This is a genomic window from Faecalimonas umbilicata (genome assembly GCF_042846195.1).
In the GTDB taxonomy this organism is placed as follows: Bacteria; Bacillota; Clostridia; order Lachnospirales; family Lachnospiraceae; genus Faecalimonas; species Faecalimonas umbilicata.
The window spans coordinates 1,746,189-1,763,047 of record NZ_AP031411.1 but is presented as its reverse complement, the minus strand read 5'-3'; the positions used below and the strand labels follow the sequence as shown (position 1 = coordinate 1,763,047).

At 43.5% G+C, this 16,859-nt stretch carries 20 protein-coding genes; all 20 read left to right on the top strand.

Features of this window, described 5'->3' with window-relative positions; genetic code table 11:
• The first annotated feature begins 26 nt into the window (after window positions 1–26).
• Complete coding sequence (locus ACGG81_RS08380) at window positions 27–1,439, top strand: oxaloacetate decarboxylase subunit alpha (RefSeq protein WP_009262065.1); 1,413 nt, start codon at window positions 27–29, stop codon at window positions 1,437–1,439.
• Window positions 1,440–1,655: 216 nt separating this feature from the next.
• Window positions 1,656–2,447, top strand: coding sequence for a Cof-type HAD-IIB family hydrolase (locus tag ACGG81_RS08375; protein WP_009262064.1), 792 nt, complete (start codon window positions 1,656–1,658; stop codon window positions 2,445–2,447).
• Between the two features lie 71 nt (window positions 2,448–2,518).
• Window positions 2,519–3,436, top strand: a complete 918-nt coding sequence (locus ACGG81_RS08370) for a MurR/RpiR family transcriptional regulator (RefSeq protein ID WP_120105389.1) — start codon at window positions 2,519–2,521, stop codon at window positions 3,434–3,436.
• A gap of 1 nt (window position 3,437) precedes the next feature.
• Window positions 3,438–4,667, top strand: coding sequence for an NAD(P)/FAD-dependent oxidoreductase (locus ACGG81_RS08365; protein ID WP_120105388.1), 1,230 nt, complete (start codon window positions 3,438–3,440; stop codon window positions 4,665–4,667).
• Between the two features lie 81 nt (window positions 4,668–4,748).
• The gene (gene cmk, locus ACGG81_RS08360; RefSeq protein ID WP_390107817.1) at window positions 4,749–5,405 is read left to right on the top strand and encodes a (d)CMP kinase; all 657 of its coding nucleotides are present in this window, start codon (window positions 4,749–4,751) and stop codon (window positions 5,403–5,405) included.
• A 33-nt stretch (window positions 5,406–5,438) separates the two neighbouring features.
• Entirely contained in the window at window positions 5,439–6,293 is an 855-nt protein-coding gene (gene ispH, locus ACGG81_RS08355; protein ID WP_009262061.1) for a 4-hydroxy-3-methylbut-2-enyl diphosphate reductase, read from the top strand.
• Window positions 6,274–7,356, top strand: a complete 1,083-nt coding sequence (gene rpsA / locus ACGG81_RS08350) for a 30S ribosomal protein S1 (protein WP_008975283.1) — start codon at window positions 6,274–6,276, stop codon at window positions 7,354–7,356. Before ispH ends, rpsA begins: the two co-directional genes overlap by 20 nt.
• 224 nt (window positions 7,357–7,580) lie before the next feature.
• A complete protein-coding gene (gene rsxC, locus ACGG81_RS08345) occupies window positions 7,581–8,897 on the top strand; it encodes an electron transport complex subunit RsxC (RefSeq protein ID WP_390107813.1) in 1,317 nt (438 codons plus the stop codon).
• 10 nt (window positions 8,898–8,907) lie between these two features.
• On the top strand, window positions 8,908–9,837 hold the full coding sequence (locus ACGG81_RS08340) for an RnfABCDGE type electron transport complex subunit D (RefSeq protein WP_390107811.1): 930 nt from the start codon (window positions 8,908–8,910) through the stop codon (window positions 9,835–9,837).
• Entirely contained in the window at window positions 9,837–10,457 is a 621-nt protein-coding gene (locus tag ACGG81_RS08335; RefSeq protein ID WP_178026099.1) for an RnfABCDGE type electron transport complex subunit G, read from the top strand. Before ACGG81_RS08340 ends, ACGG81_RS08335 begins: the two co-directional genes overlap by 1 nt.
• Window positions 10,450–11,154 carry an electron transport complex subunit RsxE gene (rsxE, locus tag ACGG81_RS08330; protein WP_116442309.1) on the top strand — a complete coding sequence of 235 codons (705 nt, stop codon included), beginning with the start codon at window positions 10,450–10,452 and terminating at the stop codon, window positions 11,152–11,154. Before ACGG81_RS08335 ends, rsxE begins: the two co-directional genes overlap by 8 nt.
• Window positions 11,155–11,748, top strand: coding sequence for an electron transport complex protein RnfA (locus ACGG81_RS08325; protein WP_008975288.1), 594 nt, complete (start codon window positions 11,155–11,157; stop codon window positions 11,746–11,748).
• Window positions 11,749–11,763: 15 nt separating this feature from the next.
• On the top strand, window positions 11,764–12,555 hold the full coding sequence (rnfB, locus tag ACGG81_RS08320; RefSeq protein ID WP_016438541.1) for an RnfABCDGE type electron transport complex subunit B: 792 nt from the start codon (window positions 11,764–11,766) through the stop codon (window positions 12,553–12,555).
• Entirely contained in the window at window positions 12,531–13,001 is a 471-nt protein-coding gene (locus ACGG81_RS08315) for a DUF2752 domain-containing protein (RefSeq protein ID WP_390107808.1), read from the top strand. Before rnfB ends, ACGG81_RS08315 begins: the two co-directional genes overlap by 25 nt.
• A gap of 137 nt (window positions 13,002–13,138) precedes the next feature.
• Window positions 13,139–13,600, top strand: coding sequence for a hypothetical protein (locus tag ACGG81_RS08310; protein WP_008975291.1), 462 nt, complete (start codon window positions 13,139–13,141; stop codon window positions 13,598–13,600).
• Between the two features lie 188 nt (window positions 13,601–13,788).
• A complete protein-coding gene (locus ACGG81_RS08305; RefSeq protein WP_390107805.1) occupies window positions 13,789–14,217 on the top strand; it encodes a NusG domain II-containing protein in 429 nt (142 codons plus the stop codon).
• Window positions 14,198–14,734, top strand: a complete 537-nt coding sequence (locus ACGG81_RS08300; protein ID WP_016438544.1) for a Gx transporter family protein — start codon at window positions 14,198–14,200, stop codon at window positions 14,732–14,734. Before ACGG81_RS08305 ends, ACGG81_RS08300 begins: the two co-directional genes overlap by 20 nt.
• Window positions 14,731–15,333, top strand: a complete 603-nt coding sequence (ruvA, locus tag ACGG81_RS08295) for a Holliday junction branch migration protein RuvA (protein WP_008975294.1) — start codon at window positions 14,731–14,733, stop codon at window positions 15,331–15,333. The genes ACGG81_RS08300 and ruvA overlap by 4 nt, the downstream gene beginning before the upstream one ends.
• 15 nt (window positions 15,334–15,348) lie before the next feature.
• Window positions 15,349–16,350: a Holliday junction branch migration DNA helicase RuvB gene (ruvB, locus tag ACGG81_RS08290; RefSeq protein WP_009262047.1), complete on the top strand. Its 1,002-nt coding sequence runs from the start codon at window positions 15,349–15,351 to the stop codon at window positions 16,348–16,350.
• A 69-nt stretch (window positions 16,351–16,419) separates the two neighbouring features.
• Window positions 16,420–16,830, top strand: a complete 411-nt coding sequence (locus tag ACGG81_RS08285) for a cell division protein ZapA (protein WP_008975296.1) — start codon at window positions 16,420–16,422, stop codon at window positions 16,828–16,830.
• Window positions 16,831–16,859 lie beyond the last annotated feature (29 nt).

Below are 16,859 nucleotides of genomic sequence, written 5' to 3'. Positions count from 1 at the left end.
AAAGTGAAATGTTAGGAGGAAGTAACATGGCAGATATAGCAAAAAAACCAATTAAAATTACAGAGACGATTCTGCGTGATGCACATCAGTCGCTGATCGCAACGAGAATGACGACAGAGCAGATGCTGCCGATCATCGATAAAATGGATAAGGTGGGATATCATTCCGTAGAGTGTTGGGGTGGCGCTACCTTTGACGCATCACTCCGTTTCCTGAAGGAAGATCCATGGGAGAGACTCCGGAAATTCCGTGATGGATTTAAAAATACAAAATTGCAGATGTTATTCCGCGGACAGAATATTTTAGGATATCGTCCGTATGGAGATGATGTAGTAGAATATTTTGTTCAGAAATCAATCGCCAATGGAATCGATATCATTCGTATTTTTGATTGTTTAAACGATCTTCGAAATCTGCAGACAGCAGTCACGGCAGCAAATAAGGAGAAGGGACATGCACAGGTAGCGTTGTCCTACACGCTGGGAGATGCATATACTCACGAATATTGGATCGATATCGCTAAGAGGATTGAGGATATGGGAGCAAATTCTATCTGTTTGAAAGATATGGCAGGTCTTCTCCTTCCATATGAGGCGACAGAGTTGATTGGTGCGTTGAAAGAAAATGTCAGCATTCCGATCCAGTTACATACACACTATACTTCGGGTGTGGCTTCCATGACATACTTAAAAGCAGTGGAAGCAGGTGTTGATGTGATCGATACAGCGATCTCTCCATTTGCACTTGGAACTTCCCAGCCTGCAACAGAAGTTATGGTAGAGACATTTAAAGGAACACCATACGATACTGGATTTGACCAGAACCTGCTTGCAGAGATTGCAGATTACTTCCGCCCAATCCGCGATGAAGCATTAGAATCAGGACTTCTGAATCCGAAGAACCTTGGTGTAAATATTAAGACATTACTGTATCAGGTGCCAGGTGGTATGTTGTCGAACTTGACTTCTCAGTTAAAAGAGCAGGGAGCAGAAGATCGATATTACGAAGTGCTTGAGGAAGTGCCGAGAGTTCGTAAAGATCTGGGAGAGCCGCCGCTTGTTACACCATCTTCTCAGATTGTCGGAACACAGGCAGTATTCAATGTCCTGATGGGAGAACGCTACAAAATGGCAACCAAGGAGACAAAAGATCTTCTGAGTGGAAAGTACGGGAAAACAGTCAAACCGTTTAACGAAGAAGTGCAGAAGAAATGTATCGGAGATGCAGAAGTTATCACATGCCGTCCGGCAGACTTGATCCCGGATGAGTTAGATACACTGCGAAGTGAAATGGAACAGTGGTCACAACAGGACGAAGATGTGCTTTCCTATGCGCTGTTCCCACAAGTGGCAACAGATTTCTTTAAATATAGAGAAGCGCAGCAGACGAAAGTAGATCAGACAGTTGCCGACACAAAGAACGGATCTTATCCGGTATAGAAAAATAAGACAGAGCCGACAAAGGACAGGGGAGCAAGCAGTCTGTCTTTGTCGATCATAAACCGACCCTGTGGGAGAGCAGCCAGAGAATAAAGCCTCCACAGGGTCGCTTTTATTTTGCAAATCCGCAGGTGTGTATGGAACGCATGTGGGGGTTGACAAACGCGCAATCTTCGCTATGATAAATGAAGACAGAAAAGAAAAAGGAGATACAAGATGAGGCAATCAATCTTATTTTTTGACATTGATGGAACACTTTTAAGCGATAAAACAGGGAAAATTCCGGACAGTGCGTTGGAGGCACTTGCAGAAGCGAAGAAAAATGGGCATTTACTCTTTATTAATACGGGGAGAACGGTCTGTGCGCTTCCGAAAGAGCTTTATCAATTTGAATTTGATGGATACTTGTGTGGGTGCGGATCGTATCTTCTCTTTCATGAGGAAGTATTACTGGAAAGTCATATTGAGGAAGCCTGTGGACAAAAATATATTGAGCAGATGCGGGAATGCGGGCTAGATGGTGTTTTGGAAGGAACGGAAGATCTTTATTTTCCGAAAAAAGTCTCGCGGTTTGAAAAATTGGAGCAGGGAAGACACTATTTCGGACAATTGGGTCTGGGAAAGAAGAAGCATATAGAAGAAGGTGGATTTCTTTACGACAAAATTTTTGTGTATGCAGATGAACAAAGTGAAAAGGAGCGTTTTTTTCGTCTGATGGAAGATGCGTTTGCGGTGATCGACCGGGGAGAAAATACATATGAGCTGACACAGAAAGCATTTTCGAAGGCGACGGCATGCGAATTCCTGGTAAAGAAATTCGGTCTGAATAAAGATCAGGTCTATGTATTTGGAGATAGTATGAACGATTTGTCGATGTTTGAATATGCATCACATACGATCGCAATGGGAAATCATGCGCCGGGGCTTGAGCCGTATACAGAATTTGTGACAAAGACAGTGGAAGATGGCGGAATTGCTTGGGCAATGAAGCATTATGGACTGATTTAGAATCCTTCCTTTACTTCAAGGAAGTAGTTGTGTATAATAAGTGAAGACTTAGAGGAAATGGTGGGGAAATTATGAAACATACAGGTGGAACAAGTGGGAATGAGTTCTTAAAGAGAATGGAGACACAGTATGAAAAGTTCAGCAAAGGACAGCGGCTTTTGGCTGATTACATTATAGAGAACTATGACAAGGCTGTTTTTTTGACCGCGGCAAAGCTTGGTGAAGTTGTCGGCGTCAGTGAGTCCACAGTTGTTCGCTTTGCCACGCAGCTTGGGTACAGTGGATATCCGGGCTTCCAGAAAGCGTTGGAAGAACTTGTGAGAAATAAGCTGAATTCGATTCAGCGTATGGAAGTGACTTATGGGAGAATCAGTCAGTCAGAAATTTTAGAGACCGTACTCCAGTCGGATATTGAGAAAATTAAAGTCACACTGACGAATATTGATCAAAGCGCATTTGACCGGGCGGTGGATATTATCCTTCAGGCACGAAAAATTTATGTCATCGGAATCCGAAGTTGTGCACCACTTGCTAATTTCCTACAGTTTTATTTGAATTTTCTGTTTGATAATGTGATTCTTGTCAATACGAATTGTTCCAGTGAGATTTTTGAACAGCTAATTCGAATCGGACAGGAAGATGCGATCATCGGTATCAGTTTTCCAAGATATTCACAACTGACCCGGAAGGCGCTTTCTTTTTCCAAAAAGCGAGAGGCAAAAGTGATCACACTGACGGATAGTGAACGCTCACCGATGACAGAATATTCAGACTGTAATTTGATTGCGAGAAGTGATATGGCATCGATTGCGGATTCACTTGTAGCGCCGCTCAGCGTGATCAATGCGTTTGTTGTAGCACTCTGCATGAAGAAACAAAAGGAAATGCGGCGCACACTGGCATTTCTGGAAGAGATCTGGGATGAGAATCAAGTCTACGGAAACGATGAGATCGAGGAGGAAACAACCTTGGGAATAGGAGAAAAATAAGATGAGTAAAGTGTTGATTGTAGGCGGAGGAGCGGCTGGAATGTTTGCTTCTATTTTTGCGGCGCGAAATGGGAATGAAGTACATGTCTTTGAGAAAAATGAAAAACTCGGAAAAAAATTATTCATTACCGGGAAAGGACGCTGTAATATTACAAATGCCGGGGATATGGAAAATCTGTTTGAAAACGTTGTGAGCAACCGGAAATTTTTATATAGTAGCTTTTATAGTTATACAAATGAGGATGTCATTTCATTTTTTGAAACGCTTGGAGTTCCTACCAAAATTGAGCGCGGCAATCGTGTATTTCCGGTGTCAGATCATTCCTCGGATGTAATCGGAGCGCTTTCCGGCGAAATGAAGCGCGCTGGTGTCAAAGTGCATCTTTATACAAAGGTGTCAAAAATTTTAACAGAGAATGGCAGATTTTCCGGGTTAGAGTTTGCAGATGGCGCGTGCGTTCAGGGAGATGCCTGCGTGATTGCGACAGGAGGATTTTCTTATCAGACGACGGGATCTAACGGAGATGGATATCGATTCGCAGAGGAGCTGGGGCATACAGTGACTGATATCTACCCATCCTTAGTTCCTCTGGCAATTGAGGAAGAATTTGTAAAGGAGCTGCAGGGGTTGTCACTGAAAAATGTAGAGGCGGCAATTTATGAGGGGAAAAAGAAATTGTATCAGGATTTCGGAGAAATGCTGTTTACCCACTATGGGGTAAGCGGTCCGCTGATTTTAAGCGGCAGCAGCCATATTGCAAAGAAAGCAGGAGAGAAGAAACTGAAGCTTGTCATCGATCTCAAACCAGCATTGACGGAAGAGCAGCTCGACCAACGTGTGCTTAGGGATTTTGAGCAAAATATTAACAAACAGTTTAAAAATGCAGTGACAAGGCTGTTTCCGGCAAAACTGATACCGGTGATGATCGAACGGAGCAAGATCGATCCGGAAAAAAAGGTACATGATATTTCGAGGGAAGAGCGACAGAATTTTGTAAAGCTGATGAAACATTTTGAGATGACAATCTTAGGACTGCGTGGTTACAATGAGGCGATCATTACAAAAGGTGGCGTGAAAGTAAAAGAGGTCGATCCGGGAACAATGGAGTCTAAACTGGTGCCGGGAGTTTATTTCGCAGGAGAAGTGTTAGATCTTGATGCATTGACAGGCGGATATAATCTGCAGATTGCGTGGTCAACTGCATATGCGGCGGGAAGCAGTATAAAATAGCAGGGATAGATGTTGCAAAATTAGTGACGTTGGAAAATAAAAGAGAAAAATTGGCGGGAGACTGCCGGGAAAAGAGGAAATATGGGATATAATATTGCAATAGATGGACCGGCGGGTGCCGGAAAAAGTACGATCGCCAGGAGGGTGGCCAGAAAACTAGGATACATTTATGTGGATACTGGAGCAATGTATCGGGCGATGGCGGTTTATTTTCAGGAGCAGGGGCTTACTCCGGAAGACTTGGAACATATGAAGAAAATATGCGGCGGAGCAGAAATTGTGATTCGCTATGAGAATGAAAGCCAGCAGGTATATTTAAATGGAAAGAACGTTACTGGAAGACTCAGAGAGGAAGCAGTGGGCAGATTCGCATCTGTCGGATCGGCACTTCCGGAGGTGAGGGCGCACTTGCTGGAACTTCAGCGAAAACTGGCAAGAGATTATGACGTTGTGATGGATGGACGTGATATCGGAACGAATATTCTCCCGCATGCAGATGTCAAAATCTATCTTACAGCAAGTGTCAGGACGAGAGCGGAAAGAAGATTCAAAGAACTTCAGGAAGCTGGTCAGGCATGCGCTCTAGAAGAGATTGAGAAAGATATTCAGGAGCGTGATGAACGTGATATGACAAGGGAGACCGCTCCGTTGAAGCAGGCGAAGGATGCAGTGCTGATCGACTCTTCTGAGATGACGATCGAAGAAGTCGTGCAGGCAATTTTATCGGTGTGTAAGTAGGAATTGGAAAAGTAATGGAAAGTGAGGCGGCAGATGGAGGTAAATGTTGCAAAGACCGCAGGGTTCTGCTTTGGTGTAAAGCGGGCAGTAGACCAGGTGTATGAGCAGACGGAAAAGGAAAATGGGAAGAAAATCTATACATATGGGCCGATCATTCACAATGAGGAAGTGGTGAAGGATCTCAGGAGTCGAGGAGTGGAAGTGATTCATTCGGAAGAAGAGTTGGCAGCGCTGACAGAGGGGATCGTGATCATCCGTTCTCATGGGGTGCCAAAGAGGATCTATGATCTGCTGGAGGAGAGAAAGCTGCAGTATGTAGATGCAACCTGCCCGTTTGTAAAGAAGATACATAATATTGTAAAGAAGGCAAGTGAGGAAGGAAGTCATGTGATCATCATTGGGAATCCGGAACATCCCGAAGTGCAGGGAATTATGGGTTGGTCACTTTTGCCGGTGACTGTAATTCAAGATGCGGAGGAAGCAGAGCAACTGTCTTTGCCGGAGGAACAAAAGATATGTATTGTATCACAGACGACATTTAATTACAATAAATTCAAAGATTTAGTTGAAATTATCTCCAAAAAGAGGTATGATATAAGTGTTTTAAATACGATTTGTAATGCGACAAAAGAGCGCCAGACAGAAGCAAAAAGCATTGCAAAGGGTGTTGATGCTATGATCGTGATCGGCGATAAGCATAGTTCAAATACCCAGAAATTATTTGAAATATGTAAAAAAGCATGTAACAATACGTACTATATACAGACACTTGACGATTTGGATATGAATCAATTAAGGTCCGTGGAAACAGTAGGTATTACAGCAGGGGCATCCACGCCCAATAAAATAATTGAGGAGGTTCAAAAAAATGTCAGAATTAACTTTTGAACAAATGTTGGAAGAATCATTTAAAACAATACGAAATGGAGAGGTTGTTGAGGGTACTGTAATCGATGTGAAACCGGACGAGATCATCCTGAATATCGGATGTAAAGCAGACGGAATCATTACACGTAGCGAGTATACAAACGAACCAAATGTTGATTTAACAACAGTTGTTTCCGTTGGTGATCCGATGACTGTAAAAGTGCTGAAGGTAAATGACGGAGAAGGTCAAGTGCTGTTGACTTATAAGAGACTTGCAGCAGAAAAAGGAAACGAGAGATTAAGAGAAGCTTACGAGAATAAAGAAGTGTTAAAAGCAACAGTAGCACAGATTTTAGGTGGAGGATTAAGTGTTGTTGTTGACGAAGCAAGAGTATTTATTCCTGCAAGCCTTGTATCAGATTCTTATGAAAAAGATTTGAGCAAATACGAAGGACAGGAAATTGAATTTGTAATCAGCGAATTCAATCCAAGAAGAAATCGTGTGATCGGCGATAGAAGACAGCTTCTCGTAGCAGAGAAAGCAGAGCTTCAGAAAGAGCTGTTTGCTAAATTAAAAGTAGGCGATACAGTAGAAGGAACTGTGAAAAATGTAACAGATTTTGGTGCATTTATCGATCTTGGAGGAGTAGATGGTCTTCTTCATATCTCAGAGATGTCTTGGGGAAGAGTAGAAAATCCAAAGAAAGTATTCCAGGTAGGAGATCAGGTGAAAGTTCTTGTAAAAGATATCAACGATACAAAGATTGCACTCAGCCTGAAATTCCCAGAATCTAATCCATGGGCAAATGCTTCTGAAAAGTATGCTGTAGGAGCAGATGTAACAGGAAAAGTTGCAAGAATGACAGATTTTGGAGCATTCGTTGAACTTGCACCAGGTGTAGATGCACTTCTTCATGTATCTCAGATTTCAAAAGCTCATGTAGAAAAACCTTCTGATGTATTATCTGTTGGACAGGAGATTGTTGCAAGAGTTGTTGACTTAAATGAAGCTGAGAAGAAAATCAGCCTTAGCATGAAAGCATTAGAGCCAGAGACAGAGGCAGCAGAAACTACAGAAGAATAATCAAAAGCTGAATAGTAATATTGAATCATTGCCACATTAGGAGAGTTCTCCTAATGTGGTTTTTTGTGTTTTCCCCCTGCCAATCATTTGTCTTCACTTTCACAAAGATGTTAAAAAAACGACAAGCTGTTTGCAAAAATATACAAGAAAAATGGGAAATTCAATAGAAAAATCTTTGGTTTTTTTGTATGATATATATAAATTATAAGAAAGAAGGAGAAAAAATGGGATTGTTGACGTTTAAAGGCGGGATTCACCCGGACGATGGCAAGAAGCTGTCGAAAGACAAACCGATCGTGGAAGCCAAACCGGGCAAAGAACTGGTCTATCCGCTTTCACAGCATATCGGAGCACCGGCGAATCCAATCGTAGAAATAGGGGCAAGAGTACTCCGGGGAGAAAAAATTGCTGAGGCAGGTGGATTTGTATCTGCGCCAATTTATTCTTCCGTGTCGGGAACGGTCAAGGCGATCGCTCCAAATTTTACATCTACGGGTGCAAAAGTGAACAGTATCATAATTGAAAATGATGAACAGTATGAAGAGGCGAAGTGGAGAGAAGTGATTCCACTTGAGCAGATGAAAAAAGAAGAAATCTTAAATTGTATTGCGGAAGCAGGAATTGTCGGCATGGGAGGAGCAGGCTTTCCTACCAGAGTAAAATTGTCACCGAAAGAACCGGAGAAAATAGAATATATTATCGCAAACTGTGCAGAGTGTGAGCCATATATCACAGCAGATTATCGCCGGATGCTTGAGACACCAGAGAAGTTAGTTGGCGGGATGAAAGTTGTTCTGCAGTTGTTTGAGAATGCAAAAGGTATCTTTGGAATCGAGGATAATAAGCCGGACTGCATTGAAAAGTTAAAAGAACTGACGAAAGATGAACCGAGGATGGAAGTGAAAGTTCTCCAGACAAAATACCCGCAGGGAGCAGAACGACAATTGATCTATGCGACGACAAAGCGTGCGATCAATTCTTCTATGTTGCCGGCAGATGCAGGCTGTATTGTGGATAATGTGGAGACATTGATTGCGATTTACGAGGCGGTTATTTCCGGAAAGCCACTCTATGAAAGAGTTGTCACTGTCAGCGGAGATGCGGTCAAAGAACCTGGCAATTTTCTTGCTCCTTGCGGCATGAGCCAGATGGAACTTATCGAGATGGCAGGTGGATTTGAAGGCGTGCCGGAGAAAGTGATCTCAGGTGGACCGATGATGGGGTTTGCAATGTTTTCCACAGAAGTACCTGTGACAAAAACTTCTTCTGCAATCCTTGGATTTTCTAAGGATGAAGTGAAAAAGCATGAGCCAAGTGCGTGTATCAACTGCGGACGCTGTGTGGATGCCTGTCCAAGCAGGATCGTTCCGTCGCGACTGGCAGATTTTGCTGAACGGCATGACGAAGAGTCGTTCCTGAAATGGGAGGGGCTGGAGTGTGTGGAATGTGGTTCCTGCAGTTATGTCTGTCCGGCAAAGAGACACTTGAAGCAGGCAATTGGTTCTATGAGGAAGATTGCTCTGGCAAATAGGAAGAAATAGGGAGAGACATATGAACGAGACATTTAATATATCATCTTCGCCGCATATACGCGCAAAGGTCACGACAGGAAATATTATGTTCCTTGTCCTGATCGCGTTAATGCCGACGACACTTTTTGGAATTTATAATTTTGGCGTACAGGCACTTGGAATCGTGTTTCTGACAGTTGCTTCTGCAGTAGCGACAGAGTATCTTTTTGAGCGGTTCATGGGGAAGAAGATCACGATTGCTGATGGAAGTGCAGCGGTCACAGGTCTGCTTCTCGCATTAAACCTTCCGCCGACAGCGCCGTGGTGGATGTGCGTGCTTGGGGCGGTGTTTGCGATTTTAGTAGTCAAGCAGCTGTTTGGCGGACTTGGACAGAATTTTATGAATCCGGCACTTGCTGCGAGGTGCTTTCTTTTGATTTCCTTTACAGGGAGAATGACAACATTTGTCTATGACGGGGTGTCAGGCGCCACGCCGCTTGCCCAGCTAAAAACAGGTGAGAGTGTCAATACCATGGACATGCTGATTGGAAATATTGCGGGAACGATCGGTGAAACATCTGTGATCGCAATTATGATCGGTGCGATGTTCCTTCTGTTTATGGGAGTGATCGATCTTCGGATTCCGGGGACATATCTGATCACTTTTATTGTGATGATCGTATTGTTTAGTGGAAAAGGATTCGACTTGAACTACCTTACAGCACAGTTGTGTGGAGGTGGTTTGATGCTTGGTGCATGGTTCATGGCGACAGATTATGTGACGGCACCGGTCACAAAGAAAGGGCAGATTTTGTATGGTGTCTGTCTGGGAGTGCTGACGGGATTATTCCGTCTGCTTGGAAGATCTGCAGAGGGAGTTTCTTATGCAATCATTATCAGTAATCTGCTTGTCCCATTGATTGAAAGAGTAACCCGCCCACGTCCATTCGGGAAGGGAGGAGAGAGATAATGAATCAGAAGATCATAAAAAATACATTGATCCTGACTGCTATCACATTGATATCCGGTCTGCTTCTCGGATTTGTCTATGAGATTACAAAAGAGCCGATTGCTGCCAGCAGAGAAAATCGAAAGCAGGAGGCATATCATACTGTGTTTCAAGAGGCGGAAACCTTTCAGACATTTGAAGCATTTGAGGAAAAAGAGGCAGAAGAAATTTTAAGAAATGCAGGGGTTAGCGGCTGCTATGTCAATGAAGCGGCATTGGCTCTTGACAGCGGGAAAAATGCAATTGGCAGTGTGATAACAGCTACATCCAAAGAAGGATATGGCGGAGAAATCAAAGTGTCTGTCGGGATTACACTGGATGGGACTGTGACAGGAATCGAACTGTTATCAATCAGTGAAACTGCCGGTCTTGGAATGAATGCACAGGAACCGGAATTTAAGGAACAGTTTCAAGATGTCAATACAGATCAATTTGAGGTTGTAAAAGGAGATGGTGGCAAAGAGGGTAAGATCGATGCGTTAAGCGGAGCAACGATCACAACCGATGCGGTTACCAATGCGGTCAATGCCGCAGTTGTCTATTACCATGAAGCAATGGAAGGAGGAAGTGGCAATGAATAAGTGTACGGAACGACTTTTTAACGGACTGATCAAGGAGAACCCGACATTTGTGCTGATGCTTGGAATGTGTCCGACACTTGCGGTGACGACTTCCGCAATCAACGGACTCGGGATGGGACTGACAACAACGGTTGTCCTTGTAATGTCAAACATGTTGATCTCCATGCTGCGAAAGATTATCCCGGACAGTGCGCGTGTACCGTCTTTTATTGTGATCGTGGCATCGTTTGTCACAATGGTGCAGTTTTTGTTGGAAGGGTTTATTCCAAGTCTTTACGATTCGCTCGGACTTTATATTCCGCTGATTGTTGTAAACTGTATTATCCTTGGACGTGCTGAGAGCTATGCTTCCAAAAATCCGGTGCTTCCGTCTATCTTTGATGGACTTGGGATGGGACTTGGCTTTACAGTAGGTCTGACAGCAATCGGAATGGTCCGTGAGATTATCGGAAGCGGGAAGATTTTTGGCTGGAAGATCATGCCGGCATCGTATGAACCAATCACGATCTTTGTGCTTGCTCCAGGGGCATTTTTTGTGCTTGCCTGTCTTGTGGCGGTTCAGAACAAAGTGAAAGCGGCAAAGGCGAAAGGTGGACAGCAGGAGGCGGCTAGTGGCTGTGATGGCAGCTGCGCATCCTGTGGAAACGGAAGTTGTGGAAAAGCAGTGTTTTCGGTAGAGAAGCAGGAGGGAAAGTAAATGGAAGAACTATTATTGATTGCAGTCGGTGCAGCGCTTGTAAATAATGTTGTTCTCAGCCAGTTTTTAGGTCTTTGTCCGTTCCTCGGCGTATCTAAAAAGGTGGAGACGGCAGCAGGAATGGGAGGAGCAGTTATTTTCGTGTTGACGATCTCTTCCTTTATCACAAGCCTGATTTACAAATTTATTCTTGCAAACGATGCAATTTTAAATGGAAGACTTGTCTATCTTCAGACGATTGTGTTTATTCTTGTCATCGCTGCACTTGTGCAGTTTGTGGAGATGTTGTTAAAGAAAATGATGCCTCCGCTTTACAACGCGCTTGGGGTGTACTTGCCATTGATTACGACAAACTGTGCGGTACTTGGAGTTGCTTTGAAAAACGTGCAGAAGGATTATGGAATTTTAGCCAGTGTTGTGAATGGGTTTGCAACGGCGGTAGGATTTACGATCGCCATTGTCATCATGGCAGGAATTCGGGAGAAGACAGAACATAATGATGTGCCGGAATCCTTTCGGGGAATGCCGATTGTGCTTGTGACAGCAGGCTTGATGGCGATTGCATTCTTTGGATTTTCCGGACTGAACTTATAGGCAGGAGGAAAGACGATGAGTATTACAGGAATTATATTTGCTGCCCTGATCGTGGGAGGAGTCGGCCTGTTCATTGGTGTATTCCTCGGAGTTGCGGGACAGAAATTTGCAGTGGAAGTTGATGAGCGTGAAACAAAAGTATGTGATGCGCTTCCGGGCAATAATTGCGGCGGCTGTGGATACGCAGGGTGCTCCGGACTTGCTGCCGCGATTGTAAAAGGAGAGGCGGAAATCTCTGCCTGTCCAGTCGGCGGCGCTCCGGTGGCGGAAAAAATCGGAGAGATTATGGGAGTCGCAGCAGGAGAACAGAAGCGGATGACTGCGTTTGTCAAATGTGCGGGGACTTGTGGGAAAGCAAAGCAGGATTATGCGTACACGGGAATCGAGGACTGCGTGATGATGGCGCATATGCAGAATGGTGGTCCAAAATCCTGTGATTACGGATGTTGTGGATTTGGCACTTGTGTAAAAGCCTGTCCGTTTGATGCGATTCACATTGTAGACGGAGTTGCGGTAGTAGATAAAGAAGCATGCAAAGCATGTGGAAAATGTATCAAAGCATGTCCGAAAAATCTGATCGAGCTTGTACCATATGAGGCAAAGCATCTTGTACAGTGCAGTTCTAAGGAAAAGGGAAAAGATGTGATGGCTGTATGCAGCACGGGATGTATTGGCTGTCGGATGTGTCAGAAAGTCTGCCCGGCAGATGCAATCGTTGTGGAGAATAATCTTGCGTGGATCGATCCGGAGAAGTGTACGAACTGTGGAGCATGTGCTGAAAAATGTCCGAAAAAGATCATTCTGTAAAAGAGATTGTGAAAAAGATAGCTGCACGGATCTGGAAGGATTTGTTCCAGTACCGGACAGCATTGTTTGCAGTAGCAGTATATTTTCTTTTTATGCATGTAGGCTGCAATGCGGGCTGTCCGAGTGTCTGTCTGACGGGATTTCCGTGTCCTGCCTGTGGTCTGACACGAGCTGCCAGACTCTTGTTTTGCGCAAAGTTTGCTGAGGCATATCGGATGAATCCGATGATCTATCCGATGATTCTTTTTCTGTGTGCGTTTTTCTTTTATCGCTATATTCTTGGAAGAAAACTGCCGCATGTGGCAGCATGGGGTGCAGTTCTCCTTATTGCATGTATTGTAATTTATATTTACCGGATGCTGACACAATTTCCGGGAGAAGCTCCGATGGGATATTATCGAGAGAATCTTTTGTACAAAATATTGGACAGAATATATAGAAGATAGAAAAATGCAAAAAAATAATTGTGCAAAACATAAAAATATGCTAGAATCAAAAAATAGAAATGTACTTGAATTTCAGATTAGAAGGATATAGCGTATGTTCAAAATGATTTGAAAGAGAGAACGAGGAGGATTTTAGTATGGATGAAAAATTCAGTAATATGCCAGAGCAGGATCAGAATGCAGAGGCAGCAGACAATTCTTATCAGCAGACGATGAACTATGGATATTATAGTGATGGTTCTCAGAATGGTTCTGGCGAGAACAATGGAGCATATCAGCAGAACTATAATCAGAATTATAATATGAACTATAATCAAGGATACCAGCAGAATTATAATCAGAATTATAGTGGGAATTCCGGAAAGAAACCATTAGATGCACCATTATCTATGGGTGAGTGGTTGCTTACTATTCTGGCAGGATTAGTTCCTTGCGTAGGAATTGTTCTCTATTTTATTTGGGCATTTGGTGCCAATACAAATATCAACCGGAAAAATTATAGCCGCGCGATGTTGATCGTGATGGCAGTTGTCATTGTACTTTATACATTATTCTTTGTTGTGTTCGGAATTGCAATGTCAAATGCACTTTATTATTAATTAGCGTCAGATCTCTCAGACATAGACGAATTTTTGAAATCTATGTCTGGGAGATTTTTTATATAGGGAACATCTATGGAATCCTGTGCAGTAGAAAACACGTTTCGCATGAGAATACGATATTGCAGGCTGATACAATTCACATGAAATCGAACATGTGGTTGCATCCGATCATTGGTTGTGATAGAATGAGTAGTACCGAAATGAATGGACAGAAAAAATCAGAGAGGAATCGTGATAGGATGAAAAAGAATGACTGGATCCTGGCAGGAACTGTTTTGATCGCTGCACTTTTCTTTCTGGTGGGGAATTGTTTCACGGAAAGAAGAGGAAAGGATGCAGAAAAATATTTGAGAATAAAAGTAGACGGAGAAGTTTTTCGGGAAGTCAGTCTGGAGGAAGATGCGGAGATTGCAATTGGAGAACATAACCGGGTAAAAATTCAGGATGGGCAAGTGGAGATGATCTGGGCAGATTGTCCGGATCAGATTTGTGCTGCACATCCGAAGATTTCAAAGAATCGTGAGAGTATTATCTGTCTTCCGAACAAGGTGATTTTGGAGATTGTAGACAGAGCGGATGAAGGAAGTAAGGAAAATGATGCAGTTGCAGGATAGAAATCAGAAGCATCGGAAGGACTGGGGCAGACAATCAGCTTATTTTGGGATGTTTCTGGCGTTGTCATTGATTTTTAGTTATGTGGAAACTTTGATTCCGATTTCTTTCGGAATCCCGGGCATCAAGCTTGGACTGGCAAATATTGTCACAGTGACAGCGCTTTACTATGCCGGGACGAAGGAGGCCTTTGTGTTGGCGATTCTTCGAAATATTTTGACAGGCTTTCTGTTTGGGAATCTGTTTGCTATTTTTTATAGTATTGCCGGAAGTTGTTTTAGTATTTTAATTATGCATCTTTTGAAGAAGAGAGGAAGCTTCAGTGTGATAGGTGTCAGTATTGCCGGTGGAGTGTTTCATAATATCGGACAGCTTCTTGTTGCGATGCTGGTGGTGGAAAGTTTGAGTATTTCCTATTATATGCCGGTGCTGTTGACAGCCGGAATACTCACCGGAGCAGTGATCGGGCTACTCGTACAGAGATTACAGCGATATTTACAGAAAGGACAGACGAGATGATTTCATATATTAAAGGAGAACTGGCTGCGGTCGGTGAAGAACAGGTCGTAGTAGAAGTGCAGGGGATTGGATATGGGATCTTCATGCCGGGGCAGGCAATGACGATGTTGCCTCCGATAGGGAGTGAAGTAAAGATCCATACTTATCTGAACGTGCGTGAGGATGCCATGCAGTTGTTTGGGTTTCTGACAAAAGATGATTTAAAAGTTTTTCGGCTTTTGATCGGAGTGAATGGAATTGGGCCGAAAGGAGGCTTGAATATTTTATCGAAGATGACACCGGATGACTTGCGATTTGCGGTGCTGGCGGGGGATGTTAAAGCAATCTCAGCGGCTCCGGGAATCGGAAAGAAGACGGCTGAGAAGCTGATCATCGAACTAAAAGACAAGCTGAACATTGATGATGTATTGACAAAAGAAGAGGAAGTGATGTCAGTCCCATCAGGAGGAGCGGATATGCAGTCGGAAGCGGTGCAGGCGCTTGTGGCACTTGGCTATGGCAGTGCAGAAAGCCTGAAGGCGGTCAAGAAAGTTCCGATGACAGAGACGATGACTGTAGAAGAACTATTGAAACAATCGTTAAAATTTATGGTATTTTAAAGGACAAGGACAGATATGGCAAAGAGAATTATTACAACAGAGAATCTGGAAGAAGATGTAAAGATTGAAAGTCATTTAAGACCGACTCTCCTAAAAGATTATATTGGGCAGGAGAAGGCGAAAGAGACGCTGAAGATTTATATTGAGGCTGCAAAGGCAAGAGGAGAATCTCTGGATCATGTGTTGTTCTATGGTCCTCCGGGACTTGGGAAGACGACTCTTGCCGGAATCATTGCAAATGAGATGGAAGTCAATGTAAAGATCACGTCTGGTCCGGCGATTGAAAAACCCGGGGAGATGGCAGCAATTTTAAATAATCTCCAAGAAGGAGATGTTTTGTTTGTGGATGAGATCCATCGTCTGAACAGACAGGTAGAGGAGGTACTCTACCCGGCGATGGAAGATTATGTGATCGACATTATGATCGGAAAAGGGGCGGGGGCACGTTCCATCCGCCTAGATCTTCCTCATTTTACATTGGTTGGAGCGACAACGCGGGCAGGGATGCTTACGGCGCCGTTGCGGGATCGTTTTGGAGTTGTACAAAGATTGGAATTTTACACAGAAGAAGAGTTGCGGACGATCATCATGCGCTCAGCGGATGTACTTGGCGTGGAGATTGATGCAAAAGGTGCATTAGAGCTTGCAAAGCGTTCCAGGGGCACCCCGCGTCTGGCGAATCGTCTGTTAAAGCGGGTGAGAGATTTCGCGCAGGTCAAGTACGATGGACGGATTACGGAAGAAGTGGCAAATTATGCGCTGGATCTTTTGGATGTGGATCGTTATGGGCTTGATCATGTGGATCGGAATCTTTTGCTTGCAATGATCGAGAAGTTTCAGGGAGGACCGGTTGGACTGGAAACACTTGCGGCATCGATCGGTGAGGATTCGGGTACTATCGAGGATGTCTGCGAGCCATACCTTTTAAAAAATGGATTCATCCAGAGAACACCAAGAGGAAGGATTGTCACGGACAAGGCATATGCACATTTGGGAATTTCCTATAAAAATCAGTAAAAATAGTTGTTTTTCTGGAAATATGGTTTATAATGGAGAAGAAGATTGTAAAGCATAAGGAGGTTTTCCATGGCTTCGGGAAAGAATTATACAGAAGTTTTGATAGGTGGAAAAGTTTTCACACTCGGCGGATTTGAGAGTGAAGAATATCTTCAGAAAGTATCCACTTATTTGAATCATAAAATTGCAGAATGTACCAGCAGCGAGAACTATCGCAGACAAAGCGCAGAACTTAGAAGCATCCTTCTGTCGTTGAACATTGCGGACGATTACTTTAAGGCGAAGCAGCTGGGCAATACATTTGAAGAAGATATTGAAAAGAAGAACAAAGAGATGTACGATCTGAAGCATGAGCTGATCACGGAGCAGATCAAGCTTGAGAATCTACAGAAAGTGATGGAAGATCTGAAGGAAGAGAATAGAGCCTTGCAGATGAAGATTGTTAAACTGGAAACTGAAATGAACACAAGAAACAAATAGGCTGTCATCTGACAGCCTTTTTTAAAGGA